Raw genomic sequence first — 24,550 nt, forward strand, 5'->3', positions numbered from 1 at the left:
TTTAAAACATCAAAATACAAGGAATAGTTATGAGTTTACCTGGATTGAATTTTCAGCTTGGCGAAGATATCGACGCGTTACGTGATGTGGTACAGCAGTTTGCAGCGAAAGAAATTGCCCCGCGTGCGGCTGAGATTGACAGCAGCGATGAATTCCCAATGGATTTGTGGCAAAAGATGGGTGACTTAGGTTTGCATGGTATCACTGTTCCTGAAGAGTACGGCGGTTCTGATATGGGCTACGTCGCTCATATGGTCGCAATGGAAGAGATTAGCCGCGCTTCTGCGTCCGTGGCGCTGAGCTACGGTGCGCACTCTAATCTGTGTATCAACCAAATTAAACGCAATGGTTCAGAGGAACAAAAGCAAAAATATCTGCCGAAACTCATTAGCGGTGAATTCATTGGTGCGCTAGCGATGAGTGAAACGGGCGCTGGCTCAGATGTGGTCAGCATGAAGCTAAAAGCCGAAGAAAAAGACGGTGGCTACATTTTAAACGGTAGCAAAATGTGGATTACCAATGGTCCTGATGCTGACGTGATGGTAGTTTATGCTAAGACCAATCCAGAAATGGGTGCGAAAGGCATGACGGCATTTATCGTTGAAAAAGGTATGGAAGGCTTTGGTACGGCACAAAAGCTGGATAAACTAGGCATGCGCGGTAGTCATACTGGTGAAATGACCTTTAACAATGTTAAAGTCCCTAAAGAGAATATTTTAGGCGGCTTAAACGAAGGTGTTAAGGTACTGATGAGTGGTCTAGATTACGAGCGCGCGGTATTAGCCGCAGGTCCTATCGGTATCATGCAAGCAGTGATGGATAATGTCGTTCCTTATATCCATGATCGCAAGCAATTTGGTCAAGCGATTGGTGAGTTTCAGCTTATCCAAGGTAAAGTCGCGGACATGTATACCATCTTGCAGGCGGGGCGTAGCTTCTTATACACCGTTGGTAAAAATCTCGACATGTTAGATCAACGCGGTGCTGGTCATAGTCGAGAAGTGCGTAAAGATTGCGCCAGTGTGATTTTATGGTGTGCCGAAAAAGCCACTTGGATGGCAGGTGAAGGCATTCAAATCTTTGGCGGTAATGGCTATACCAATGAGTATCCGCTAGGTCGTTTCTGGCGTGATGCCAAACTCTATGAAATCGGTGCAGGTACCAGCGAGATTCGCCGTATGCTGGTTGGTCGTGAGTTGTTTAACGAGACTAAGTAAAGTTTAATGGCGAATTAAAAGTTAACTTTTATCGAATTTTTCTGCTCTAAGATCTAAAAATGTGCTACGTTATATGTCTCATAGCGTGGCACTTTTTAATGATTTGGATAAAAGACTTTTATAATGACTCGTAAATTAAATATTAAGTTAGCTGTTAATCACATAGCTTCTAACGATACAGTTTTTCACTTTCTAACCAGTATAAAATCTATCAGTGCTTATGGCCTGTTAGTCACCTTATTTACATTATTTACGCTGTCAGTAAGTACGATGCCTGCACAGGCAGAGTTGGTTGATTTGTCTAATTTTGAACCCGTTACTCAAATTTCTATTAGCAATGCAAATTGGGTAGTAAGACCTATTTTGAGAATCGAATCTCATTGTATAAACACTGTGAGTACCGGCGATAAGCTCACTCTCTTGTTAGATGGATCGGTTGATAAACAAGGCAAAATTACTAGAGTACAAGTCAAAAAAAGCAGCGGTAATCAATGCTTGGATGAGAATGCTATTCGACAGGTAAGAAGCGGCAGAATGAAACCAGTCATGGTTAAAGGAAAAGCCGTAAGGGCAAGTTTTAGCTTACCTATCATTTTTACAGTGCCATAGGTAGTAATAGAGAAGTTAGACGTATTTAAACCAAAAAAAGCAGTACGCTTAAAACGTACTGCTTTTTTTATTTATACAAACGCTCAAAACACTATATCTGTTTACTATGATCAAAATAACGTGCCAGACCATTTAACAATAAATCATCGCGCAGGCGCACTGGGCGATTGACATGTTGCGCGATGATATGAGCATCACCACCAGTCATGATGAGCTCAAAGTTGGGATGACGATGGCTAATCTCATTGATCGCCCCAACGATGGACAATAATATCCCACGATGGACCGCATCTTGCGTGGTGGTGCCCTGACTGACACTATCAAAAGTACCGTTAGAGATAGTAATTTGCTTGGTACCAGAGAATAGTGATTCACGTTGCAGATAGATGCTTGGGAAAATATAACCGCCTAAATGTTCAGCGTGATCAATCAAATCAATCGTCACCGCCGTACCGCAGCCAATCACACATTGACGCTTTTTCTTATCAACTGCGCCCAGCATCTGTAGCCAACGATCACAGCCGAGCTGCTCGTCATTGTAGGCGCTACGCATCAATGGGTGTTCAGCATCAACATGGACAAACTCAAACGGAATATCTAAACGACTCAAAGTCTCTGATACTTTTACATTGAGCTCGTCACCCAGTACCGACGAGATACCGATAAAGTCGGGCGCATAACGCTCAAAACGATCGGTCAGACCCATGAGTAATTCGGCGGGCGCTTGCAAATGCTGCTTGGCATCGTGCGCGACTATTTGCCCGATATCATCGGTGAGCCAGTATTTAAGACGGGTATTACCAAGATCTAACCAGAGCATAAAAATCCCTTTATATGGTGCTCGTTAAGTATGTGATTTAAGCCTCACAAATCACATCAATACGACCGGTAAAAAGCGCAGAAATCTTACCGTTATCTTCACGCAATTGCAAACAGCCGTTTGTATCAATACTGCAGGCGTCACCAGTGATGACATGCGCTTTATCATCATGGTCTTGGGTGACCCGTAATCGCAGACCCGCCAATGCATCCATCGTCGCAAACTCTTGCAAAAAGCTATCCAGATAATAGGTATGCCCAGTGGGCCTTTCGATATCAAAATGCTCAAAGCGTGTCATAGCCGCCAGTAACGCTTCACTAATTTGCTGATAAAGCGTCTGTAAGGTTGGTAAATTGTACGCGTAATCTGATTCAAGCATGCCGTAAATATCTTGTAAGCTAATGGCTTGATAGCTCATGCCTTCGCAAGTCTGCGCGGTTAGCTTTGGCGCAGCCTGTACATTAAGTCCAACGCCCATGACCACACCAACCAATTTTCCTGCCTTCCAAACTGGTTCAATTAAAATACCAGCAAGCTTATTAAATTGGATAATTTGCGTGTCTGGTTCAGCTTTATCTGCTTCAGATGAATTTTGATAAAAGCCCAAGTCATTGGCCCATTTTACGCCGATAGGGGTTAAACCTTGCGCGCGTAATTTCTCATTCAATGTTTGGATAACAGGCGTTTTTGCCAGCTCGACGCCGATGATTAACGATAACAAACCGCTAATGGGCATGTGTACTGGGTGGTATAACGACAGATAGACATTACCGCGCGGTGATTGCCATGAGCGACCTCGCTGTCCGCGTCCTGCACTCTGGGTTTCAGCTGTTAGTAGCTGCAACTTAGTAGCATCCAGCGTGCCATCTTGCACAGCGTCTATCAGCTCACTATTGGTAGAGGCGCTGCTGAGCACATGACGATGCGTAAGCTCAGCTAAATGAACGGAATAATTGGCTGGTGACGGCATAGATATAGATAACGGCATAAATTTAGTCGCTGTAGTTCATATACTGTTTGATAGAGTCTTTAAGATAGCATTTGATATACTAAGGCCATTGTTAAGAATGACAGCCATCGGCAGAATTGTCACGACTTAGATGCTAATGACGCGCAGGCGCTGGTTATTATCATCTAAAAATAACCATTATAAAAGGTAGTACTATGATGTTGTATGTGTGGTTTGTCATTGCAGGGGCGTTTGCTGGGGTCAGCGCAGGTTTATTTGGCGTCGGTGGCGGCATGATTATCGTGCCAGCATTGGTATGGATTTTTACTGCGTATCATTTTCCTCCTGAAGTGGTGACCCATTTGGCAGTTGGTACCTCACTTGCGACCATCGTAGTGACTTCTATTAGCTCACTCACGGCGCATAATAAGCGCGGCGGTGTACGCTGGGAAGTGTGGCGAAAAATGGCATTAGGTTTGGTCATAGGCAGCCTCGTTGGTGCAGGGGTTGCTGACATGATTGACGGTAAGGTATTGCAAGCTATCATCGGTGTCGGCGCGTTATTGGTCGCTTTAAAGATGTTGTTCTTCTCTAACAAAGAGCAGTTAGGTAAGCCGTTACCGCCTGCTAGTGTACAGTTTGGCGCAGGAGCAGGTATTGGTATGGCATCGTCTATTTTTGGGATTGGTGGTGGCAGTTTGACCGTACCGTTTTTAAATTGGGCGGGACTACCGATGAAGCAAGCGGTGGGCACTTCAGCGGCTTGTGGCCTGCCAATTGCATTGGCTGGCGCAGCAGGATTTGCATGGTTCGGTCAAGATGTGGTCAACCTACCTGAAGGTACGATAGGCTTTGTCCATATCACAGGGTTTTTATGTATTTCAGTCGTTAGCTTCGCTATGGCAAAAGTCGGTGCCAAGCTTGCCCATGTATTACCTGCGCTGACGCTTAAGCGTGCCTTTGGCATATTGTTATTATTTGCTGGTGGTCAGTTATTGTTAAGTGGGATTGGGGTGATTTAAGTTACTTCTTATCAATCGCATCTAGCCCCAAACGCATCCACTTTCTTGCTAACTCATCATGGTCGCTGAGCATACTCCATAGCGCATCTTCACTAAAGATAGAGTGCTCTTTACCTGAATGTTCAATTGGCAGATCCGCTTCACGATCTGTCATCCATTGCGGATTTAGATAGTAATCTTTTAATTCGTTTTGCAATGTTTCAGCTTTTAAGAACTGCTGTTGCGCCTCAAGCTGTTTACGATGTAGCTCACACCATTCTTCATATTTTTGTTGTAATTCTTGCGGATTATAATCAGTCATATTAATGCTCTTAATTTTTAGTGTTTAGATGAATTATATAGATTTTCAGCCATATTATAGCATTCCTCACAAACTCTAAAAACTCGTCACAATTTCAGGTAGAATAGCCGCCTGTTTTCGCTAAGTTTATTGATTATTCATGCGTTTAAAATCTTTAAAATTGGCAGGCTTTAAATCCTTTGCCAATCCAACAACTTTTACCTTCCGTCATGGCATCACCGCCATTGTCGGGCCAAACGGCTGTGGCAAATCCAACGTCATCGATGCCATTCGCTGGGTGCTAGGCGAAACTTCCGCCAAGCAGTTACGTGGCGGGGCAATGAGTGATGTTATCTTTGCAGGAACGCAAGATAAATCCGCCAAAAGTGTTGCCAGTGTCGAGCTGACTTTTGAGCATACGCAAGACGAGCAGACGGGTATTCGCCATGAGTTTAATTTATATCAAGAGCTGTCAGTCCGCCGACAGGTAAATAAAGAGGGACGCTCAGACTACTTTATTAATGGCACGCGCTGCCGTCGCCGTGATGTAGTTGATGTGTTCTTGGGAACTGGGCTTGGCGCGCGCAGTTATGCGGTTATCGAACAAGGTATGATTGGGCGAATTGTTGAATCTAGCCCCATGCAGCTGCGAGAGTTTATCGAAGAGGCGGCAGGGGTTTCGCGTTATCAAGCGCGCCGCGAAGAAACGCAAAAAAAGCTAGAGAAAACTAAAGATAATTTAGCACGTCTGCATGATATGCAAAGCGAGCTGATTAGCCAACAAAAACGGTTATCTAAGCAAGCAGAAAGCGCTCAGCGTTACGAAGAGCTAGCGTTAACACTTGCTGATATCAAGCAGAAACTTGCCATTCAGCAACTGTATCAGGCCAAGCATAATCAGCAGCAGCAAAAAATATCTCATGAGCGTAGCGCTAGTGAGGTCGCCACATTACAAGCCAGCTATGAGACTTTAAAAGCCAAACAAGATAAGCTTGCTGCCCATATCAATCAAGAACAGTGGCTAAAAGACGATGCCCAAAGCAGCCATTATCAGCAGCAGCTAAGCTATCAACAAGCTGAGCACCAGCTAAGTGATGCAAAGTCGCAGCTAACCGTTATTGAACAGCAACTAGTCAGTTTAGAGCAGCAGCGTGAGCAAGCAGTCGATGAGATTGAGCGTTTAAAAGCTGAGCAAGCTACGCAGCAAAACGTGCTAGAAGAATTGCGTCCGCAGCTAATTGAACTGACAAATAAACGTGACACGTATAAACGCAATGAGCAACCATTACAGCGCGCATGGCATGACGCGCAAAACAAGCTGTCACGCCGGCAAGATAATGCGCGTACGCTTGAGCAGCAGCAAGCGATTAATAGCCAAGCGCAAAAACGTCATCAGCAAAATCATGAGAAATGGCAGCGTCGCCAGCAAAACTGGCAGAAACTATGGCAGCAACTACAACAGTCACTAGCACCAGCTGCCAATGCTGACAGGGCTGATGGTGATGGGCAAGAGCAGGCTGATGCGAACAATTTGCAGCGCCCATTAGAGATGCAAGTGACTGAGCTGAATAAGCAGTTGCAGCAGATTGAGCGTCAACAAGATAGCGTTGATGAACGACTGTCTGAACTACAACCGCAAGCCCATGATTTACAACAACGCTTGAACATGCAGCAACGCGAGTTGAGCGAGGATGAAAAACGTCACGCAGTTTTGGCAGGTGAGTACGATACTCTACATCAGATATTGCATCCTAAACCACTACCAAAATCGCAACCGCTCGTTAATACAAAGACTGCTAATGCTAAAAGTGATTTAGAGGGCGAAATAGCCAGCGAGTATAATGAATTGGCAATTACTACCTTACGTGAGCAGATTGAACTCAGCGCAAAAGGGCAACAGCACGCAGAGTTACTCGATAGCGTAATGGCTTTATGGCTCGATAGTCATGTGCTGATTTCTAACCAAATTAGCAGTGAAAAGATTAATGATGACTCTCAAACAGCCGATAGCTTATGGCAAGCGCTTGAGCATGATTTAACCGATTTGTTTACTTATCAGACTGCGCAAAATGAGCATGGTAGTACGAAAGAGAAGTTGGTAGCAGAAAAGGGTCATAGCCTGTGGCTATCTGCTAAGCAAAGTGATGTAAACGCAAAGCCAATTGTTAGCGAATTGCCTGACGGTTTGACTGATACAATACTGCCTTTATCACAGCTGATTACTGCACCTAACTTAGCGCTTTGGCAGCAATGTTATTTATATGTCGCACAATCTGAGGTCACTAATAATCAGACTCTTGACGCGCTCGCTGATATTCTGAAAATATTACCATCATCAGCAATTCTGCTAACCTCTGACGGTTGGCTTATCAGTCGTCAGGGTACGATGAATCTAAGCAAGTTTGCTGGCGCGCAAAATGGTCAAAATGAGAGCAATAGTCAATTTTTAAGCCAGCGCTTACAGCAGCGTAGTCGTTTGCAAGCGTTAGAAGATCTGCTTGATGAATTTGAAGGCAAAATACAAGATCAACAAAAGACCATCGCTAATAACCAGCGCAACTACGATGCGTTAACGGTCAGTTTAGAAGAAACTCGTGCGCAAGCGGAGCAATTGACCCGTGATAAGCATCAATATCAGCAGCAGCTTACCACTCAGCGTGCCAATGCGGAGCGTCTACAAGCGGACAGCCAGCGTCTAAATGCTGATAAAGTTGCCCTTGAGCAAGAGCAACAAGAGCTTGAGCAAGAACAGCAAGCGCTTAACGATGAGCAGCAACATATTGAAAGCGATATAGCGGCATTGACGCCACAAATCTCCGATGCGCGTGCATTAAGTCAGCAATTGCAGTCCGAGCGTAGTGAGCTCGCCCGCACACGTCAGGTGGATGATGACGCTTGGCAAGCCTTGCAGCTTCGTATGCAACAAAGCGAGATGCGTTTAGAGCATAGCGTTAGTAGTATTACCCGTGCAACTGCGCAACATGTTAAGTCAATACAAAACGAGCAAAGTTTAAAGGCGCGTCATGAGCAGCAGCAAAACAAACTGCCAGCACTGCAAGCAGCATTACAAACAGCGCAGACCGCGCGCGATGAACAACAGGCAGTATTAGCAGAGCGTGAAACGGCATTAACGGCGCTTAAAGAGGAGTATAGTCAGCAGCAGGCAGTGCTAGATACGCTACAACAGTCATTGCAGACTCAGCAAAGTGAGCTTGCCCTTCACGCCACCGAGCTGGCATTAAGCGCGGCACGTCTAGAAGATGCCAGTACTCATACGCAAGAGGCTTTAGAAGCTTACTATGGCATTAGGCATAGATATAAAACTGATGAAGAGTTACCACAGCAACCGATTAGTGTCTCAAATTTATTAGCGGATTTTATAGCCCATGATCGCCGTATACGTCCCGATAAAATCGCAGAATTAGAATCTGAGCGTAATAAGCTTGAACAGCAACTAAGCAAAATAGGCGCAGTCAATCTTGCCGCAGTGGCAGAGCTTGCGGAAGTTAATGAGCGTTTAGAGCCACTTGCGCAGCAAACAGCCGATATTGCTGCCAGTATGCAGACGTTGACCGAGGCGATTGCTTCTATTGATGAGACCACCAAAACGCTATTTATGCAGACGCTTGATGCGGTCAATAACGAGCTTGCCAATTTGTTTGCCAAAGTCTTTGGCGGTGGACAAGCCAGCCTAACGCTAAACACTGACGACATGCCTAGTAGTACATCAAAATCAGAACAGTGGCGAGCAGGGCTAACCTTAATGGCGCAGCCGAAAGGCAAGCGTAATAGTCGCCTTGCCGTACTGTCAGGCGGTGAAAAAACGCTCACAGCGCTAAGTTTAATTTTTGCGATATTTAAGCAGCATCCAGCGCCGTTTTGTGTACTTGATGAAGTCGATGCGCCGCTTGATGATGCCAACGTTGCTCGCTTTACCAGTCTCATTCATGAGTTGGCAGACGATTTGCAGTTTATTTTTATCAGTCATAATAAGCTGACGATGCAGATTGCTGATGAGCTAAAAGGTATTACCATGCCAAACGCAGGTATTTCGACTTTAGTCAGTGTTTCACTTGATGAAGCGGTGCGTTATGTAGAAAGTTAAGACTAAACAAGTTAACATTGAACAAAATGATGTTTCACAGAATGATGTTGACGCTACTATTAGCATGGTCACTGATAGCAGTGTTACTGATTGGCTATAATAAAGTTGCACGCCACAATCGTTGCAAACGACTCAAATAAAGCGTGCTGACTATAAAATACACAATGTGGTGACGACATGGGTCAGCCATGCTAGAATATTGCCATTTATGCCTTCTTATGTATTCCCTTTTATCATAGTTATTAGGATATATTTCTCATGACCGCTATTCAGTTTATATTGATTGCCATTGCCGCGTTTATCGTGCTCGCAGGGCTGTTTATGGTCATTCGCAGCTTTAAGCGCCGCAAAACGGCTGAGGCTGCCGCGGTCAATTATGATAAAAACGGTATTCCTATCATACCGCGCCACGAGCGTAATATCGTCGATGAGCCAGACTTAGAAGATACCGTCGCTGGCGAGACTAGCATCGGTCCTGATCGCAGTTATTTGGATGCCGTCGTCGAAGAAGAACCTTTGACCCAGACGCATACCACTGTCGATACGCAGTTGACCGCTGGGCGTGGTGAGACTAATGACGTTAATCATGACGTGATGGCTGATACCGATTATGCGCGCTGGCAGGACGAACAACAGCGTAGCGATAATAGCGAGTTTGCAGAAACGGCGCAGCAGATGCAAATCGAGCAAGAGCCTGATGCCTTTTCTAGCCTGATGTCGGCGACTGACAATTTGATGCCGTCGATTGATACGGCAGAAGAGCCAAGCTTTGATAATAATAGTCCGATATTGGATCAGCATCTGTCAGAGCCTGTTGATGAAGCCCAAAACGGTCCATTGATTAATGCCAAAGACAATATCAATATCACTATTTTGCCGCATCAATACCGTGACCGTCCAACAGCAGTGATACGTGGTCGCGATTTATTGGCGTTAATCGATAAATATGGCTTACGCTATGGGGCGATGAATATGTTCCATCGCTACGAGCAAAAAGACGGCACCGGTATGCTGTGGTTTAGCATGATGGGCATCACCGATAGTGGCATCGCACCTTTTGACCCGCATAGCGTGGCGACCAATACCTATAATGGCGTGGTAGTGTTTTTATCGTTGCCGCATCCGCAAGCGCTGCGTAGCTTTGATAGTATGATGAGCATTGCCTATATGATGGCAAGTGATTTGGACGCGATTATGCTCGATGAAGAGAACGAACCAATCACGCCTGAATACAAGCAGCAGCTACGTAATCAAGTTCGTGATTATGAGGGTTAGCAGCTTAAAAGCTACGAAAGTTAAAATCTGCTTAATAGCAGAAATCATAAAAAGGGCAAATAGCGATTAACGTTATTTGCCTTTTTTAATGGACTTTAGTTTCTGCAAAATTCTAACCATAGATAGTAGACTGAGCGAGCCTGACACAGTATTTGATTTATATAGGATTGACTATACCGAGCTTCCTACAAACTTGTTATCATATCGACATCTTGAATTGCGAAAAAGACGCCGACTATGACTGACTCTACCTCATCAAATAATTCTAAAAATTCATCTGCTCAAGTAGAAAGCCAAGCACTTGCGACATCTAGTCCGACCGACAGTAGTACCAATAATAGTGCAGAGGTTGTCTCAAAAATGCGTGCGCTTATTGAAGCGATTAAGACGCATAACTATGCTTATTATGTGCTCGACAATCCGATATTAGAAGACAGCGAGTATGACCAATTGCGTCGCTCGTTGCTTGAGGCTGAAGAAGAATATCCAGATTTGGTGCAGCCAGATAGCCCAATCAATCAAGTCGGCGATATGCCGCTATCGGCCTTTACCCAAGTCACGCATGATATTCCGATGTTGTCACTGGGCAACGTCTTTGATTATGACGAATTACACACCTTTATGCGCCGCGTCAATGATCGCCTCAATGATGCGCAGAAAAACCCTGAATACGAGATGGAGCTAAAGCTTGATGGCTTGGCAGTGTCGCTCAAATATGCTTATGGTAAATTCGTGCAAGCGGTGACGCGCGGTGATGGTCAAACGGGCGAAGATATCACCCAAAATGCCAAAACCATTCGTAACTTGCCACTTTGGCTTACTGATGCCGCTGAGATTGAGCTATTAGAAGTACGCGGTGAAGTGCTCATGCCAAAAGCAGGCTTTGAGCGTCTCAATCGTTTAGCGGCAGAAAAAGAAGAAAAGACTTTTGCCAATCCACGTAATGCTGCTGCTGGCAGTCTGCGTCAGCTTGATCCAGCGATAGCAGCAAGTCGTCCACTGGCGTTCTATGGCTATTCGGTCAATCAAGGATTGCCAGATACTATCGACACTCAGTCAGGGGCACTGGCATGGCTTACCGAGCTTGGATTTACGGTCAGCGCGGTAGAAGTAGTGGCAAATCCACGCGCCGCGCAGAACTATTATGAGTCAGTGATAGAAGGGCGTAGCGATCTGCCATTTGAGATTGATGGAACCGTTATCAAAGTAAATAGCTTAGCATTGCAACAGCAGCTTGGTTTTTTATCCCGTGAGCCACGCTGGGCAACTGCTTATAAATTCCCTGCCGAAACCGTCATGACACGTTTGCACGCTATCGAGTGGCAAGTCGGACGGACAGGACAAATCACACCAGTCGGTAAGCTTGAGCCTGTTAAAGTCGGCGGCGTCACCGTTAGCAATGTTACCTTGCATAACTTTGGTGAGATTCAGCGATTGGATGTGCGCGCAGGCGATACAGTCAGCGTCCATCGGGCAGGCGATGTTATCCCAAAAGTCACTCGTGTCTGGCACGATCAGCGCCCAGCCGATAGCGAGCCAGTCACGCTACCCTCTACTTGCCCTGTCTGCGACTCTCCCGTCGTGCTGCCTGAAGATGAAGCATTGGCGCGCTGTACGGGCGGATTGTTTTGCCCAGCGCAGCAGCAAGAAGCACTTATTCATTTTGTCTCACGCCGTGCCATGGATATCGATGGGCTTGGCGCAAGTTGGCTCATTAGCTTCTTTGAGCATGGTCTGGTCAAGACTGTCGCTGATATCTATCAGTTGCACAACCATGCAGATGAGATGGTCACATTTGAGAAACTGGGTGAAAAATCGGTACAAAATATCATCAACGCTATCGAAGCCAGCAAACATACGACATTGGCTCGCTTTATTTACGCACTAGGTATTCGCGGTGTCGGCGAAGGCACAGCACAGAACTTTGCACAGCAATTTGGTGATTTAGACAGTCTCATGGCGGCCAGTATTGAGACCTTGATAAAAACCCCAGATGTCGGAGAAATCACTGCCGAGCTGACCTATAAATTCTTCCGTGCACCGCACAATATCGAAGTGATTAATTCATTGCTTGAAGCTGGCGTCTATTGGGATAAGGTTGAGCAAGTGGCGTCAGAGGGATTGCCGCTCGATGGGCAAACGTGGGTCATTACGGGCGCGCTCGATAGCATGGCGCGTGATGAAGCCAAAGCCAAGCTACAAGCACTTGGTGCCAAAGTCTCAGGCAGTATTTCGGCAAAAACCACCGCGCTATTGGCAGGTGATAAAGCTGGTTCGAAGCTCACCAAAGCGGAAAAATTGGGTGTGAAAGTGGTGAGTGAGGATGAGTTTTTGGTGTTACTACAACAGTTATAGTAGCTAGAGTGAGAACTTAGTGATGCTATTGCTATATTCTCACTCTAATTTTAAAAATTTACATATATAATAATCGCTAATTTTACATCAAATCTCTAACTAGCCTATTAAATTTAATGGACGGAGTATCTTGGTCTAATAAATATATTACGTCTCGATATTCATCACTTATTTTATATTGTTTCATAGTTGGCTTTTTTGGATCTCTATAGTTTTTTACTACACCTTTTTCTATGAGAGTAGAAAGTAAATTAACGGCGGATAGTTTTTTTCTAACCTGTGCTTGTTTTCTAGGGTAGAAATTACCACGTTCATAAAAAAGCTTAAATACTTTTATTAAATCCGTTGAAATATCTTGTTTTTGATCTTTTTTATGTTCACGTGTTTGGCTGATTAAATGTTGAATTTCTACTAAGTCACAACTAGTGCTAAAAAGTTTTTCTGGAATATTCGTAGATATACCGTCTCGTGGGTCAATATCTTTAAAATATGAATCATAAAACCTAGTTGAGCTATCAAAAGTACATTCCCAGAAATATTCATAATTAATGAAAATACAGTCTTTAAAGATTTTACCGCGGAAATCGAATGTTGGCTTGCTAGAAGAGTTCCCAAAAATATCAATTAGACATAAGCCCTGTATATATCCATTACTTTCGAATATCTTTTCGATGAGATCAGTTCTAGTATTAATGTTGGACTGATTATTGCTCTTCTCTAAAAGAGTTAACAGAAGAGTTACTATTGCGGAAATAAATAAATTCTTATCATTTAAGCTTTCATTATTTATATTATCTATTAGATATAAGCAAAAAATTACTAAGTCGTCATCAAGAACTACTTTTTCTGAAATAGATTTAGCAAAGCTAGTGTCAAATTTTAAATAACCACTAATGATTCTAAAGATATTTTCTTCTATTTCAGGTAAGTCTTTAGTATTAAAAAATTCTGAAACTAAAAGTGATTTAAAGTATATATCAAAAACATCATATCGAAAGTAAAAATTCTCATCTTTATACAAGATTAAGGGATGGCCTTTGATTTTATCTATATATGAATTGTCAATTTCAACATCCATATTTTTATTCTTGAGTACTTGTTTAATATCGGTGATACTTATGCTGTTTTTCTTACTAGAAGCCATACTTATAAATAATTTAATCTGATGGTCTAGGCTCAAACTATCTAGTTTTACAATTTCTCTAGTACATATTTGAGCAACTAATACATCTAAGTGATTCTTTTTATCTAAATACTGACTATTTATCTTATTGTTTATATCTATATCATCATTATCTGACTCAATAAGATAACTAATCATATCTAAAAGGAAGGGGATGTAAGTTTTTTGTTCAGAAATATATCCATCTTCTTTTGTTTCAATCGCTAACTTATTAGCTAACAGCATAGCCTTATTTATTTTCTTTTCTTGAACTAATTTTTTTGAAAAGAATTCTGTTGCTAAATCACTATTAAAAGCTTTTAGAGTTATTTCTGGAAGTAGTATTTTCTTACCAACCTCATTCCAAAAATGATCTCTACAGGTAATTAAAATTTTAGTTCTGTGAAGACCTGATGAATATTCTTCGAATATTGAATTTATAAAAGTTTCTATATCAAATTTATCACCAAGCTTGGCGATAACCTCATCTATCCCATCTAATACGATGACTAGACTACCATTATCGATTGATAGCTTCAGGAGATCTTTACTAAACTTTGAACACTCTAAACTTTCAACTTCCATTAATGCATTGTAAAAATCGAAAACATCACTAATTTTGTTGTCTTGACTATAGTTTCTTGAAAGTTCACTAATTATCTTTTTGGAATCAATAAATAATATTCCTAAACTATTAACTTCATCGTAAACATAGTCTAGAAACTGCTTCGCAAGCGTAGTTTTCCCAATGCCGCCATGACCACTTACAACAAATAGAGGTTCGCTTTCAGTATTAAACCACTCTTTAAGTCTATCGATAGCGGATAGGTCTAAGTTACTGTTGTTATCATTGTCATATAGCCCATTAACATAAACAGGGAGGTTGAATTTTTCGTATGGAAGAATACAATCCTTATATAAATGTTCATATCCAAACTCGTCGATAAAGAAAACATGATTAGTGCCAAAGAGCTTTCTTATATTTTCTTTTCTTCTATCTACGTCTTTAATATTTGGTTTATCTATTAGTATTATAGTTCTGCTAAAATCTAAGATTAAATTATTTTTCTTTATTTCTCCTAATGTTTTCCCTTGATTTGTATTCTCATGTAGATAGATAAATTCTTTTGAGTCTGAGAATCTATCAACTAATTTATATACTTCATATATAATATTTTCTTTCCATTTTTTCACTTTAATTGGAAAATTTTCTGCTAAAGAAAAGCTTGAGTTTTTATCTATATATAGTTGAATAGTTTTTTCTATAGACCTTTCAGATGTTATTACATTTTCATATTCATCTTTTCTATTTTTCAAAAAATCTTTTCTATATTCTTCAAACTCATATTTTAACCCTTCTATTTCAGAAATATCAGCAGTTCTTATTTCATCTGATTTTTGACCTTTTCTGACTAAAACTGCTCCTTCATCTAATGATCTGGTTTTAGTCTGTAATTCTTTTTTTGTTTCAGTTATAAACATTGGGGAGGGTATGTCAAAAACTAAGAGTTCAACACCGTTGTGGTTTACTTTATTTATACTAAAATTTATAAATGCTGGTCGTGTATGTTTTTCTAGCCTTTGAACTAAGTCTTTCTTAAAGCTATCGATATTCCGAAGTTGTTTTATCTTAGAGAAATCTATGTTATATGGTTTTTTTTTCGCTTTCACAAAATCCAAATATTAGATATCTATTTTGACCGACATAACTATGATAGGCATTAGCGAGTGAAATTATATCTTTTAGAAACTCTCCCCATTTAATAGTCATATCTTCACTAGGCGTACTATCATCCCAATACCACTGCCTTTTAAACTCTAATATGGGCGACTCTTCTTTCGCTAGAATCAGTTCAATAACGTCTTGCATTTTGCTTTCCATGAAGTTTAGTAAATATGTCGCATCTTATCATTAATATAACATTTGTTTATAAAAATATTTAATCTCAATATTATTATTAGACTTCAAATATTTGCATCATCAGCTGCTAGCATGCGCTTTAACCTCACCCTTCTTACCATCCGGCTGAATCACGATAGGCAATACCAGTCCTTTCGCAAAGTCATCTGACAGTACATAATCATAGCTACTGGCAGCGACATCAGGCGTGGTATGAATGACAAGCTTCATGTCTTTACTATCAATAATTTCATGTGAGGTATAGCTATCGCTAAGCTGATCGAGCAGCTTTGACAGCGCTTCATTGCTTGCCATACTTATCGTCAGATTGTGCTGCGCGGTGGCATTATCCACATCGAAATATTCCGCATAATCGCGCACATTTTGGCTATCGAGCGCAAACGGATATTTATAATTGGCGGGGTCAGCAGGCTTTTCACCACTGTCTACTAATGACCAGTCTATCGTACCGACTGCTGATTCGCCTTTTGGCGTCGATGAATCTGCTGCTGTCGCCGCTGCCTCAGGGGTTTGGTCAGTAGCATCAACAGAATCGGCAGCGTTATTGCAGCCTGTCAGCGCCCATATACTTGCAATTGCCATCATACTTATTAGACGCTTAGCCATCGAGTTATCCTTTTTATTATTGGTCATGATTAATATGCCCTAGTTTGACAGCTTTCTTTACGGTTCTCTAGCGAAATGGAGGAAACAAGCGCCTGTTGTAAAAATATTGAATATGAAAATATCGAAGCAACTGGCATATTCTTAAAAAATGCGCACAAAAAAACAGCCACCATATGATGACTGTTTATAGTATTGCTCAGTTTAATAATTGTAGGTTTATCATTATTAATGAACGATTAAACCAAAATTATTATCGGCCTATCTGACAGTTTACTTGATATTCTTTACCGTCAGCCCACTTCATGGCAAAGATACCTTTATCGCCTTTCATGTGCCATGCATAGACGACTTCTGAGTTTGATTCGTTGACATAGCTCGCGGTGTCACCTTGGACGCCACCATTTAAGATGATTGGTTGGTCGGCCCAGTTTACTTTAGGTAAGGTCGCGTTTAGCATGACTTGCTTTTTATTAATGGACTGTTTTGCCATGATTTTACTGTCGTCAGTACAGGTATAAGGGGCTGGTGCCATACGATCATAAGCGGCGTTAGTGACACTTTCTGAAGCAGGCGTATTTGATGACTCTGGCGTAGTAGGGACGGTGGTGGCACAAGCGCTCAATAAGGCAAGGGCAGGTAGGGCAGTCGCGAATTTAGTTAAAGTATGCATTGTTTTCTCCAAAAGTAGCTTTTATATAAAGTAACTTTTATATATCGTTATTCGTTTATGGTCATTTATTTGTTCTTAATAATGCGTTAAGCATATGACGTCATAGTAGCGAAAACGTGGTCAAAGCAATGTTAGAAATTGTTTGTTGCCTGTTAGCTTTCTTACTTAACCGATGACTAATGTAATTTCTAATTTTAGTAGGTCGTGAACTAAGCATTAACTGATTTGCAGAACAATTTAATCTTAATAACTTAGATTAGCTCATTGATTAATTTGGTCAATAAAAATCGCCCATCAACGATTAAGCTGATGGGCGATTTTTATTAATAACGAGCGTTGAGCTGTTGCCAACCAAGCTTAGTTTATAACCTTGGTTTGCTAATATAATTATTTTGTTTTGCGCGGTGGCAGACCCGTATGCTGCGTTTGGAAGTTGCCTTTGCTCACTTGCTTCTTGGTGTTTTTTACAGCGCTCGAGCTATTATTGGTGCGCTTCACCGAATCATTACCTAGGCGGCTGTTCTTTTTACGCGCTGATTGATAGCTGTCTTGTGCCGCATCACGACCTTCTAAGCTGGCGTTAAAGGGCGGAATCAAGCAGCCACGGTTTTTGCCAATCAAGTCACTACGTCCCATGTCTTGCAGTGCTTTACGCAATAATACCCAGTTCTTTGGATCATGAAAGCGCAAGAACGCTTTGTGCAATTTTCGCTGCTTGCCCGACTTGACGATATCCATGTCACCTTCACTGCGGCTAATCTTATGCAGCGGATCTTTATGCGTATGATACATGGTGGTCGCCGTTGCCATCGGACTCGGATAGAACGCCTGCACTTGGTCGGCGCGATAGCCATGACTTTTTAGCCAAAGCGCAAGATTCATCATATCTTCGTCTTTTGTGCCCGGATGGGCGGCGATGAAGTAAGGAATCAGATATTGCTCCTTGCCTGCCTCTTGGCTGTACTGCTCAAACATGGCTTTGAATTTATCATAGCTGCCCATGCCCGGCTTCATCATCTTTGATAGCACGCCTTCTTCTGAGTGCTCAGGCGCGATTTTTAGATAACCACCGACATGATGACTGACCAATTCTTTGACATATTCAGGGTCTTTTACTGCCAAGTCATAACGCAAGCCAGAAGCGATAAGGATTTTTTTCACGCCTTTGATATCACGCGCTTTACGGTATAGCTTGGTCAAATTACTGTGATCGGTGATCAGGTTTTCGCAGACGTCAGGATAGACACAAGACGGCTTGCGGCAGTTCTTTTCAATGGTCTCGTCTTTACAGTTTAGACGATACATATTAGCCGTGGGTCCACCAAGATCTGATATCACCCCAGTGAAGTTCGGTGCGGTATCACGAATCGCTTCCACTTCACGCAAGATAGACTCTTCTGAGCGGTTTTGGATAATGCGGCCTTCGTGCTCAGTGATCGAGCAGAAGGTACAACCACCAAAGCAGCCACGCATGATATTGACCGAAAACTTAATCATGTCATAAGCAGGAATGCGCGCGTCGCCATAGCTCGGATGTGGTAGGCGTGCATATGGCAAGTCAAATACGTAATCCATCTCTTCGGTTGAGAGCGGAATCGGTGGTGGATTGAGCCAAACGTCAATAGAGGTGTGTGAGTTGCCAGCGCCGCTACTATGACGCTGCACCAGTGCGCGCGCGTTGCCCGGATTGGTCTCCAAATGTAAGATACGACTCGCATGAGCATAGAGCACAGGGTCAGATTTGACGTGCTCATAATCAGGCAGACGAATCACGGTTTGCTCACGCGGCGGCATTTTAAGTTTATGCTTGCGTGCTGTCATCGGCTTATTAAAGCCACGCATTTGCACGACTTGCGTTTCTTCATCGACTTGATGCGCATTGATAATTTTATTGGTAACTGGTTCAGACACAAAGCCCTGATATTGTGATGACATTGATGACGGCATAGCCTGACCAACAGGAGAGTCCGATGGTTTGTTCTGCTCAATTGAGCAGCTATCAACGTCTTCGGTCATGACGTATGGGTTGATAATCGGATCAACACGGCCGACAGTATCGACATCGTTACTAGCGACTTCGGTCATATCCGCTTGCCAATGGCGGCGCGTCGGGGTCAACAGATAGGACGTACCACGCAATTTGCTCATTTGCTCAAAGCTATAGCCTTTCGACAGACCATGTACCACATCGACGATGGCACGCTCAGCATTACCATACAATAAGACATCGGCACGGGCATCGAGCAATATGCTGCGGCGAACTTTATCTGACCAATAGTCATAGTGGGCGATACGGCGTAAGCTACCTTCGATACCGCCTAAGATAATCGGCACATCAGGATACGCTTCGCGGCAGCGCTGGCTATAGACGATAGCAGCGCGGTCAGGACGCTTATTGGCGACATTGCCTGGAGAGTACGCATCATCGCTACGAATCTTGCGATCAGCGGTATAACGGTTAATCATGCTGTCCATATTGCCCGCCGTCACACCATAAGCATAGACAGGTTTGCCCAGTTCCATAAAGGCATCTTTGCTCTTCCAGTCTGGCTGGGCAATGATACCGACGCGGAAGCCTTGTGCTTCTAATAAGCGGCCGATAATCGCCATGCCAAAGCTTGGATGGTCGACATAGGCATCGCCTGAGATGATGATGACGTCACAAGCGTCCCAGCCCAAATCATCCATTTCTTTACGGCTCATCGGCAGATAAGGCGCAGGCTCGTAGCAGCTCGCCCAGTGTTTGTCGTAGTCGTAAAGTGGCTTGGTGCCTTGTTTAAAGGCGGTGCGGGCGATGGTATCGGCAGACATGGGCAGACCTGTTAATTAAAAAGTGGCACTAAAAATAAGCCGTTATTGTTATTCATTAACAACGGCTCATTTAAAAGCGCTCATTTTAACATGAATCGCACTCATGATGCGACCTATTCTATGATGGGCGATTAATGATAAGTTATTGATAGTGTAAGACAATCTATGAATAAAAAGGCTTTTAGAAACCAACCATCTTTTCGTTCTAAATCATCGTTTATAGTAAGGAATTACTACTCTAATAGCTGGAATGGGAAAGTCACCACATCAAATGCTAGGGCGAAAGGCAATAAAACCAACTTTTGAGCCGTATTCGTACCACTACGAGTGACTTGGTCTTGCTGCGTTTGTGTATGGAAGCTGACCATATAAGGCTTGCTTAAAGCGCGATAATTCGACTGAATTAGGCTTAAATTACTGACTTGTGGATAGATAGCGCCTTTGACAGGGATACTAAAACAAAAGCGCTGAGCGTTCATGCGCAGATCGCTGGCGGAGGTGCATTCGCGGCCACTATTTTGTAAAAAGAACTGATAGTCAGAACGCTTAAATTCATCCTTTAATTTGGCGTAAGACAGCTTCATTTCTCCCTGAAAATACCCATCATTATTGGGCACAGCAAAGCTCATGTCATTATCGACTTGGATGTTCTTTGGCGTCAGATTGGTGAGCAAATTGACCATTTCTGTCCCGCCTTGGGTCAGCACGTAGCTGTTCTTTTCACCGACGATCACCATGGTCGCATTTGGCGTTTTTGGCAATGCTTGCGCAGGACGACCAAAAGCCACGATTTGGTCTTCAGACAACACACTCTTAGTCGTGGTAGTGCTGACACGGTTATTGTCTTCTAACAATGAACTGGTGGCACAGCCTGAGCTGGCGAGCAATGCCGCGAGCGACGCCCCTGTTATCACTGTTTTAAAACTTAATGCTTTTAGTGCTGGATCAGCACTTTCTTCTTTTTTAAGGGCACGGGTATTTTTAGTCATACTACGACTTCCTTGTCTACTGTCAATGGACTATTGAGGTGGCAATTATTGTTTACTGCCAGACTTTCGTTGATATCGTACCTTTTTTAGTAGTAACTTATCTACTTTTAATTAACCCAATAAACCAATGCTTGTTGAGATTGCTAATCAAGCAAAATCTTTGTCCCACTTTTAGTAAAATTCATCACAAATTGGCTTTTAAAGTTGCGTACATTGTTCTCATAGGTGAGCAGACCAGTCGTGAATCGATGATAATCGCTCATATTTCTGGCATTGACCATCAACATAAAATCCGCATCACCGGACACTTCATAGCAGCTCATCACTTGTGGCTGTGCATTCATCAAGCGCTCAAATCGATGTTGCATCGAGGTATTTGAGCGCGCCATCTCTATCATTACCACGGCAGTCAGGCCGTAGCCAACCTTATTTGGATCCACGATAGCGACTTGCTTGGTAATGACGCCATTGCTTACTAATGCTTGGATGCGGCGCTGGGCAGTAGCGATAGACACATGCACGTGTTCTGCCACCGTCTTTAATGGCAAGGTCGCATCATCTTGTAGCAAATTTAAAATCGCTTTATCGATATCATCTAAAATTTGGCTCATTGTATGCTCTCTTCTAAAAAGTATTTTTGTTAAAGATTTTTATAATTATTATCACTATAAGTCAAAATTTAAGAAAATATTTGGTTTTGAGAGTCATAAAAGATAAATTTATTCATAAATAGCTTTATTTGGAGATAATTTATCAATATCGTTCAGTAAAATAGACACCACTAATCAAAGCTTGGCAAACAAAGCCTAGTAATCAAAGCTTAGCCATAATAAATACAGGCTAATAGTGGGTTTTCTAAAATCTATTTACATGTACGGTGTCTTTATGTCTATCTTAATGCTATCTAACGTATTCGCTAATATACTCGCAACGACTGTCTCGCGCTTGCCACTGGCTACAATCTGGACAGCAGGCAGCACACAGCAACGTACGTTAATCATGGGCGTGGCCTTAGCAGTATTGTCGAATTTGTTGTTTGGCGTACTTTATGCTTACAGCAGCTTTTTAGCGCCATTGTCAGGTACGCAAGTCTTTATCTGGCGTATGCTAGCGATGTGGGCGGCACTGATAGGCTATTTGCTAATTAGTGGGCGCTTGGGTTTGCATATTGATAAGTTAAAAGCGCTAGGTACTGTGAAGCAGTGGGCGTGGTTGTTATTGCCAACACCGATATTCCTCAGTCAGTTTTGGTTATTTATGTGGGCACCGGTCAATGGGCAGGGCGTTCAAACCGCAATGGGTTATTTCTTATTCCCACTAATGATGGTTATATTTGGTTGCGTCTTTTTTGGCGAAAAGTTAAGCCGTTTGCAATGGTTGGCGGTTAGCTTTGCCGCATTAGGGGTCGGTAGTGAAATTATTCGTACCCAAAGTGTCTCTTGGGCCACGCTTTGGGTCTGTGGCACGTATCCTATTTATTATATTTTGCGTCGTCTGCAAGGGATTGGCGCGGTGACTGGACTATTGGTTGATTTAACGATATTCGCGCCATTTGCCTTGGTTTATTTATTTTTATTCGCGCCGAGCAGTTTGAGCGTGGTAAGTGGTTCTGGTTTCTTTATGATAATGCTGGCGGGATTGGGTGTACTTAGTGTGCTGGCTATGAAAACCAACGTCGATGCCAGTCAAATGCTCCCCGTGAATGTCTATGGCATGATGAGTTACTTAGAACCAGCATTATTGTTTATACTGGCCATCACCGTCTTGGGCAATCCATTTGAATCAGCAATGATTTATAGCTATGGGCTCATTTGGTTGGGTATTGCTTGTTTGATTAGCCATGGTATTCGTCAACTGCGCCGTGCTCAAAAAGAGTCGAAGATCAATAAAATAGCTCAAGCAATCTGATTTTTAACAATGCAGCTCAGTCTTATCAAAACGCTATTTTTTCAAATAAAAAAGGACGATTCAACAGTACGCTGAATCGTCCTTTTTTTATTAGAGTAAAACTTATTTTTACAGAGTCTTAATCTAAATGCTGTTTAAAGCCGCGCTGCTTATCACGTTCCCAATCACGGTCTTTTAGCGTTTTGCGTTTATCATGTTGCTTTTTACCCAGTGCCAAGCCAATTTGACATTTAACCAGCGAGTTTTTCCAATAACAAGACAACGGTACGCAAGCATAGCCCTTTTGATTGACAGCGCCAAACAGCTTTTCAATCTCGCGGCGATTGAGGAGTAGCTTACGGGTACGAATGCTATCAGGACTCACATGCGTTGAGCTAGATAACAATGGCTGGATATGCGCGCCAAATAAGAAGGCTTCATTATTGCGGAAGATGACATAGGCTTCAGTAATCGTCATTTTACCTGCACGAATGGCTTTGACTTCCCAGCCTTGTAGCGCCAGACCTGCTTCAAAGGTTTCTTCGATGAAGTACTCGTGGCGCGCCTTTTTGTTGGCACAAATTTGATTGTCCGGTTTTCTTGATTTTTTTGACATAATTTCTCCATAAGGGCTGCAAAATATATTGCCCTTGTCTAACAGTCCTCATCCGAACCCTTTAATATGGATTGTCTTTTATTATAAATAATAAGAGGGATGAGTCGAACCGCCTATTGTAGCAAAGCAGTTCACAAAAATGTAATACCAAACCCAAAATATATAGTATAATCCACTTATGACTATACCAATCCATAACCTAGAAGAGCATGACTTTGGCAAACACTCAAAGACCGAGAGTAACCCCAGAGCCCGCCTACGCCTGCTTATCTTATACCAATATAGTATAGGCAAAGCCACTAACGATATTGCCAAAGATCTTTGTATTCACCCTCAAACTGCCAGGCGTACCTTGAAACGATATCATGAACGAGGACTTGAGAGTCTCTATGATCGTCATCGCAAAGGTCGGCATAGTAAACTGGTAGAAGCAGACACAGACGCTTTTAAAGCCATGATAGTCTCTGAACAAGACAAGCGAGCTGGCGGTCGTTTGACCGGTAAAGATATTCAGCAATTGGCTAAAGAACACTACAACGCCCACTATACCGTCAATGGTATCTACGAGCTGCTTAAACGTATTGATATGAGTTGGATAAGTGCTCGTAGTCAGCATCCAAAAGCCGACATACAAGCTCAAGACGCTTTTAAAAAAACTTTATAGCACAGGTTGAGGCGTCCCTACCTACTGAGGTAAGCCTAGATCACGTAGATATATGGTTCCAAGATGAAACTCGAATAGGACAACAGGGGTCATTGACTAGAGTTTGGCATTACCGCGGTGAGCGTCCTCGACTGATCAAGCAGCAGCAGTTTAATTCCGCTTATCTGTTTGGTGCCTTTTGTCCAGCGACAGCAGAGGCGGTAGGTTTAGTATTGCCTTCAGTCAATAAACATACAATGTTATTGCATATGCTTGAGATTAGTAAAGCCGTACCAAAAGGACGCCATGCGGTCGTAGTGATGGACGGTGCATTGTGGCATCAACCAAGCTTGAATCAGGGTAATGTCACTATGCTTAAATTACCGCCTTATTCACCTGAGCTTAATCCCTCTGAGAGAGTATGGCAGTACCTTAAGCAAAATGAGCTATCTAATCGTTGTTATGAAAGTTATGAGGCTATTGTCGAAGCCGCTTGCTTGGCTTGGAATAATCTGCTTAAACAGCCACAGAGGATTCAGTCTTTAACTACTCGTACTTGGGCGCAACTTTAATGATTGGGATTGGTATAAGTCGGCTGTTAGGACAAATGTAG

20 protein-coding genes are annotated in these 24,550 nt (G+C 42.7%); 9 read left to right on the forward strand and 11 right to left on the reverse strand.

Annotated elements, in window-relative coordinates; genetic code table 11:
- Nucleotides 1-29: 29 nt before the first annotated feature.
- Together ACSUPM_RS02180 and ACSUPM_RS02185 are read left to right on the forward strand one after the other, a co-directional pair.
- Nucleotides 30-1,217 carry an isovaleryl-CoA dehydrogenase gene (locus ACSUPM_RS02180; protein ID WP_201577578.1) on the forward strand — a complete coding sequence of 396 codons (1,188 nt, stop codon included), beginning with the start codon at nucleotides 30-32 and terminating at the stop codon, nucleotides 1,215-1,217.
- A gap of 123 nt (nucleotides 1,218-1,340) precedes the next feature.
- On the forward strand, nucleotides 1,341-1,826 hold the full coding sequence (locus ACSUPM_RS02185; protein ID WP_201565812.1) for an energy transducer TonB: 486 nt from the start codon (nucleotides 1,341-1,343) through the stop codon (nucleotides 1,824-1,826).
- Between the two features lie 91 nt (nucleotides 1,827-1,917).
- Here ACSUPM_RS02185 and ACSUPM_RS02190 read toward each other — a convergent pair whose 3' ends face one another.
- A complete protein-coding gene (locus ACSUPM_RS02190; protein ID WP_201577575.1) occupies nucleotides 1,918-2,646 on the reverse strand; it encodes a pantothenate kinase in 729 nt (242 codons plus the stop codon).
- Between the two features lie 37 nt (nucleotides 2,647-2,683).
- Nucleotides 2,684-3,634 carry a biotin--[acetyl-CoA-carboxylase] ligase gene (locus ACSUPM_RS02195; RefSeq protein WP_201577572.1) on the reverse strand — a complete coding sequence of 317 codons (951 nt, stop codon included), beginning with the start codon at nucleotides 3,632-3,634 and terminating at the stop codon, nucleotides 2,684-2,686.
- 179 nt (nucleotides 3,635-3,813) lie between these two features.
- Between ACSUPM_RS02195 and ACSUPM_RS02200 the strand changes: the two genes are divergently transcribed.
- Nucleotides 3,814-4,617, forward strand: coding sequence for a sulfite exporter TauE/SafE family protein (locus ACSUPM_RS02200; RefSeq protein WP_025651644.1), 804 nt, complete (start codon nucleotides 3,814-3,816; stop codon nucleotides 4,615-4,617).
- A 1-nt stretch (nucleotide 4,618) separates the two neighbouring features.
- Here ACSUPM_RS02200 and ACSUPM_RS02205 read toward each other — a convergent pair whose 3' ends face one another.
- A complete protein-coding gene (locus tag ACSUPM_RS02205) occupies nucleotides 4,619-4,918 on the reverse strand; it encodes a DUF4298 domain-containing protein (protein ID WP_025651643.1) in 300 nt (99 codons plus the stop codon).
- A gap of 139 nt (nucleotides 4,919-5,057) precedes the next feature.
- Here ACSUPM_RS02205 and ACSUPM_RS02210 point away from each other — a divergent pair, with 139 nt between their 5' ends.
- The 3 genes from ACSUPM_RS02210 (at nucleotide 5,058) to ligA (ending at nucleotide 12,632) form a co-directional block, all read left to right on the forward strand.
- A complete protein-coding gene (locus ACSUPM_RS02210) occupies nucleotides 5,058-9,002 on the forward strand; it encodes an AAA family ATPase (RefSeq protein WP_436880145.1) in 3,945 nt (1,314 codons plus the stop codon).
- A gap of 258 nt (nucleotides 9,003-9,260) precedes the next feature.
- Nucleotides 9,261-10,277 carry a cell division protein ZipA C-terminal FtsZ-binding domain-containing protein gene (locus ACSUPM_RS02215; RefSeq protein WP_025651641.1) on the forward strand — a complete coding sequence of 339 codons (1,017 nt, stop codon included), beginning with the start codon at nucleotides 9,261-9,263 and terminating at the stop codon, nucleotides 10,275-10,277.
- A 360-nt stretch (nucleotides 10,278-10,637) separates the two neighbouring features.
- Nucleotides 10,638-12,632, forward strand: coding sequence for an NAD-dependent DNA ligase LigA (ligA, locus tag ACSUPM_RS02220; protein ID WP_436880308.1), 1,995 nt, complete (start codon nucleotides 10,638-10,640; stop codon nucleotides 12,630-12,632).
- A gap of 82 nt (nucleotides 12,633-12,714) precedes the next feature.
- Here the strand turns inward: ligA and ACSUPM_RS02225 are convergent, their stop codons facing one another.
- The 7 genes from ACSUPM_RS02225 to ACSUPM_RS02255 form a co-directional block, all read right to left on the reverse strand.
- A complete protein-coding gene (locus ACSUPM_RS02225; RefSeq protein ID WP_201565826.1) occupies nucleotides 12,715-15,465 on the reverse strand; it encodes an NACHT domain-containing protein in 2,751 nt (916 codons plus the stop codon).
- Nucleotides 15,440-15,664: a hypothetical protein gene (locus ACSUPM_RS02230; RefSeq protein WP_201565828.1), complete on the reverse strand. Its 225-nt coding sequence runs from the start codon at nucleotides 15,662-15,664 to the stop codon at nucleotides 15,440-15,442. Before ACSUPM_RS02230 ends, ACSUPM_RS02225 begins: the two co-directional genes overlap by 26 nt.
- 111 nt (nucleotides 15,665-15,775) lie before the next feature.
- Entirely contained in the window at nucleotides 15,776-16,321 is a 546-nt protein-coding gene (locus tag ACSUPM_RS02235) for a hypothetical protein (RefSeq protein ID WP_201565830.1), read from the reverse strand.
- A gap of 250 nt (nucleotides 16,322-16,571) precedes the next feature.
- Entirely contained in the window at nucleotides 16,572-16,991 is a 420-nt protein-coding gene (locus ACSUPM_RS02240; protein ID WP_025651635.1) for a hypothetical protein, read from the reverse strand.
- A 387-nt stretch (nucleotides 16,992-17,378) separates the two neighbouring features.
- On the reverse strand, nucleotides 17,379-19,802 hold the full coding sequence (locus ACSUPM_RS02245) for a YgiQ family radical SAM protein (RefSeq protein ID WP_201582383.1): 2,424 nt from the start codon (nucleotides 19,800-19,802) through the stop codon (nucleotides 17,379-17,381).
- A gap of 233 nt (nucleotides 19,803-20,035) precedes the next feature.
- Complete coding sequence (locus tag ACSUPM_RS02250) at nucleotides 20,036-20,791, reverse strand: hypothetical protein (RefSeq protein WP_227692021.1); 756 nt, start codon at nucleotides 20,789-20,791, stop codon at nucleotides 20,036-20,038.
- Nucleotides 20,792-20,934: 143 nt separating this feature from the next.
- Nucleotides 20,935-21,402, reverse strand: a complete 468-nt coding sequence (locus tag ACSUPM_RS02255) for an Lrp/AsnC family transcriptional regulator (RefSeq protein WP_201565840.1) — start codon at nucleotides 21,400-21,402, stop codon at nucleotides 20,935-20,937.
- A gap of 274 nt (nucleotides 21,403-21,676) precedes the next feature.
- Here ACSUPM_RS02255 and rarD point away from each other — a divergent pair, with 274 nt between their 5' ends.
- Nucleotides 21,677-22,699 carry an EamA family transporter RarD gene (gene rarD / locus ACSUPM_RS02260; protein WP_265088702.1) on the forward strand — a complete coding sequence of 341 codons (1,023 nt, stop codon included), beginning with the start codon at nucleotides 21,677-21,679 and terminating at the stop codon, nucleotides 22,697-22,699.
- Nucleotides 22,700-22,817: 118 nt separating this feature from the next.
- Here the strand turns inward: rarD and smpB are convergent, their stop codons facing one another.
- Nucleotides 22,818-23,294: an SsrA-binding protein SmpB gene (gene smpB, locus ACSUPM_RS02265; RefSeq protein WP_025651629.1), complete on the reverse strand. Its 477-nt coding sequence runs from the start codon at nucleotides 23,292-23,294 to the stop codon at nucleotides 22,818-22,820.
- 178 nt (nucleotides 23,295-23,472) lie between these two features.
- Here smpB and ACSUPM_RS02270 point away from each other — a divergent pair, with 178 nt between their 5' ends.
- A complete protein-coding gene (locus tag ACSUPM_RS02270) occupies nucleotides 23,473-23,958 on the forward strand; it encodes a winged helix-turn-helix domain-containing protein (protein WP_201577358.1) in 486 nt (161 codons plus the stop codon).
- The gene (locus ACSUPM_RS02275; RefSeq protein ID WP_201577362.1) at nucleotides 23,955-24,509 is read left to right on the forward strand and encodes an IS630 family transposase; all 555 of its coding nucleotides are present in this window, start codon (nucleotides 23,955-23,957) and stop codon (nucleotides 24,507-24,509) included. Before ACSUPM_RS02270 ends, ACSUPM_RS02275 begins: the two co-directional genes overlap by 4 nt.
- Nucleotides 24,510-24,550: the final 41 nt, after the last annotated feature.

The organism is Psychrobacter okhotskensis (assembly GCF_965638355.1).
Lineage (GTDB): Bacteria > Pseudomonadota > Gammaproteobacteria > Pseudomonadales > Moraxellaceae > Psychrobacter > Psychrobacter okhotskensis.

Excerpts from the sequence above, each read along its gene's own strand:
- ACSUPM_RS02180 (WP_201577578.1), top strand. The coding sequence starts at position 30 with ATGAGTTTACCTGGATTGAATTTTCAGCTTGGCGAAGATATCGACGCG.
- ACSUPM_RS02185 (WP_201565812.1), top strand. The coding sequence starts at position 1,341 with ATGACTCGTAAATTAAATATTAAGTTAGCTGTTAATCACATAGCTTCT.
- ACSUPM_RS02190 (WP_201577575.1), bottom strand. The coding sequence starts at position 2,646 with ATGCTCTGGTTAGATCTTGGTAATACCCGTCTTAAATACTGGCTCACC.
- ACSUPM_RS02195 (WP_201577572.1), bottom strand. The coding sequence starts at position 3,634 with ATGCCGTTATCTATATCTATGCCGTCACCAGCCAATTATTCCGTTCAT.
- ACSUPM_RS02200 (WP_025651644.1), top strand. The coding sequence starts at position 3,814 with ATGTTGTATGTGTGGTTTGTCATTGCAGGGGCGTTTGCTGGGGTCAGC.
- ACSUPM_RS02205 (WP_025651643.1), bottom strand. The coding sequence starts at position 4,918 with ATGACTGATTATAATCCGCAAGAATTACAACAAAAATATGAAGAATGG.
- ACSUPM_RS02210 (WP_436880145.1), top strand. The coding sequence starts at position 5,058 with ATGCGTTTAAAATCTTTAAAATTGGCAGGCTTTAAATCCTTTGCCAAT.
- ACSUPM_RS02215 (WP_025651641.1), top strand. The coding sequence starts at position 9,261 with ATGACCGCTATTCAGTTTATATTGATTGCCATTGCCGCGTTTATCGTG.
- ligA (WP_436880308.1), top strand. The coding sequence starts at position 10,638 with ATGCGTGCGCTTATTGAAGCGATTAAGACGCATAACTATGCTTATTAT.
- ACSUPM_RS02230 (WP_201565828.1), bottom strand. The coding sequence starts at position 15,664 with ATGCAAGACGTTATTGAACTGATTCTAGCGAAAGAAGAGTCGCCCATA.
- ACSUPM_RS02235 (WP_201565830.1), bottom strand. The coding sequence starts at position 16,321 with ATGGCTAAGCGTCTAATAAGTATGATGGCAATTGCAAGTATATGGGCG.
- ACSUPM_RS02240 (WP_025651635.1), bottom strand. The coding sequence starts at position 16,991 with ATGCATACTTTAACTAAATTCGCGACTGCCCTACCTGCCCTTGCCTTA.
- ACSUPM_RS02245 (WP_201582383.1), bottom strand. The coding sequence starts at position 19,802 with ATGTCTGCCGATACCATCGCCCGCACCGCCTTTAAACAAGGCACCAAG.
- ACSUPM_RS02250 (WP_227692021.1), bottom strand. The coding sequence starts at position 20,791 with ATGACTAAAAATACCCGTGCCCTTAAAAAAGAAGAAAGTGCTGATCCA.
- ACSUPM_RS02255 (WP_201565840.1), bottom strand. The coding sequence starts at position 21,402 with ATGAGCCAAATTTTAGATGATATCGATAAAGCGATTTTAAATTTGCTA.
- rarD (WP_265088702.1), top strand. The coding sequence starts at position 21,677 with ATGTCTATCTTAATGCTATCTAACGTATTCGCTAATATACTCGCAACG.
- smpB (WP_025651629.1), bottom strand. The coding sequence starts at position 23,294 with ATGTCAAAAAAATCAAGAAAACCGGACAATCAAATTTGTGCCAACAAA.
- ACSUPM_RS02270 (WP_201577358.1), top strand. The coding sequence starts at position 23,473 with ATGACTATACCAATCCATAACCTAGAAGAGCATGACTTTGGCAAACAC.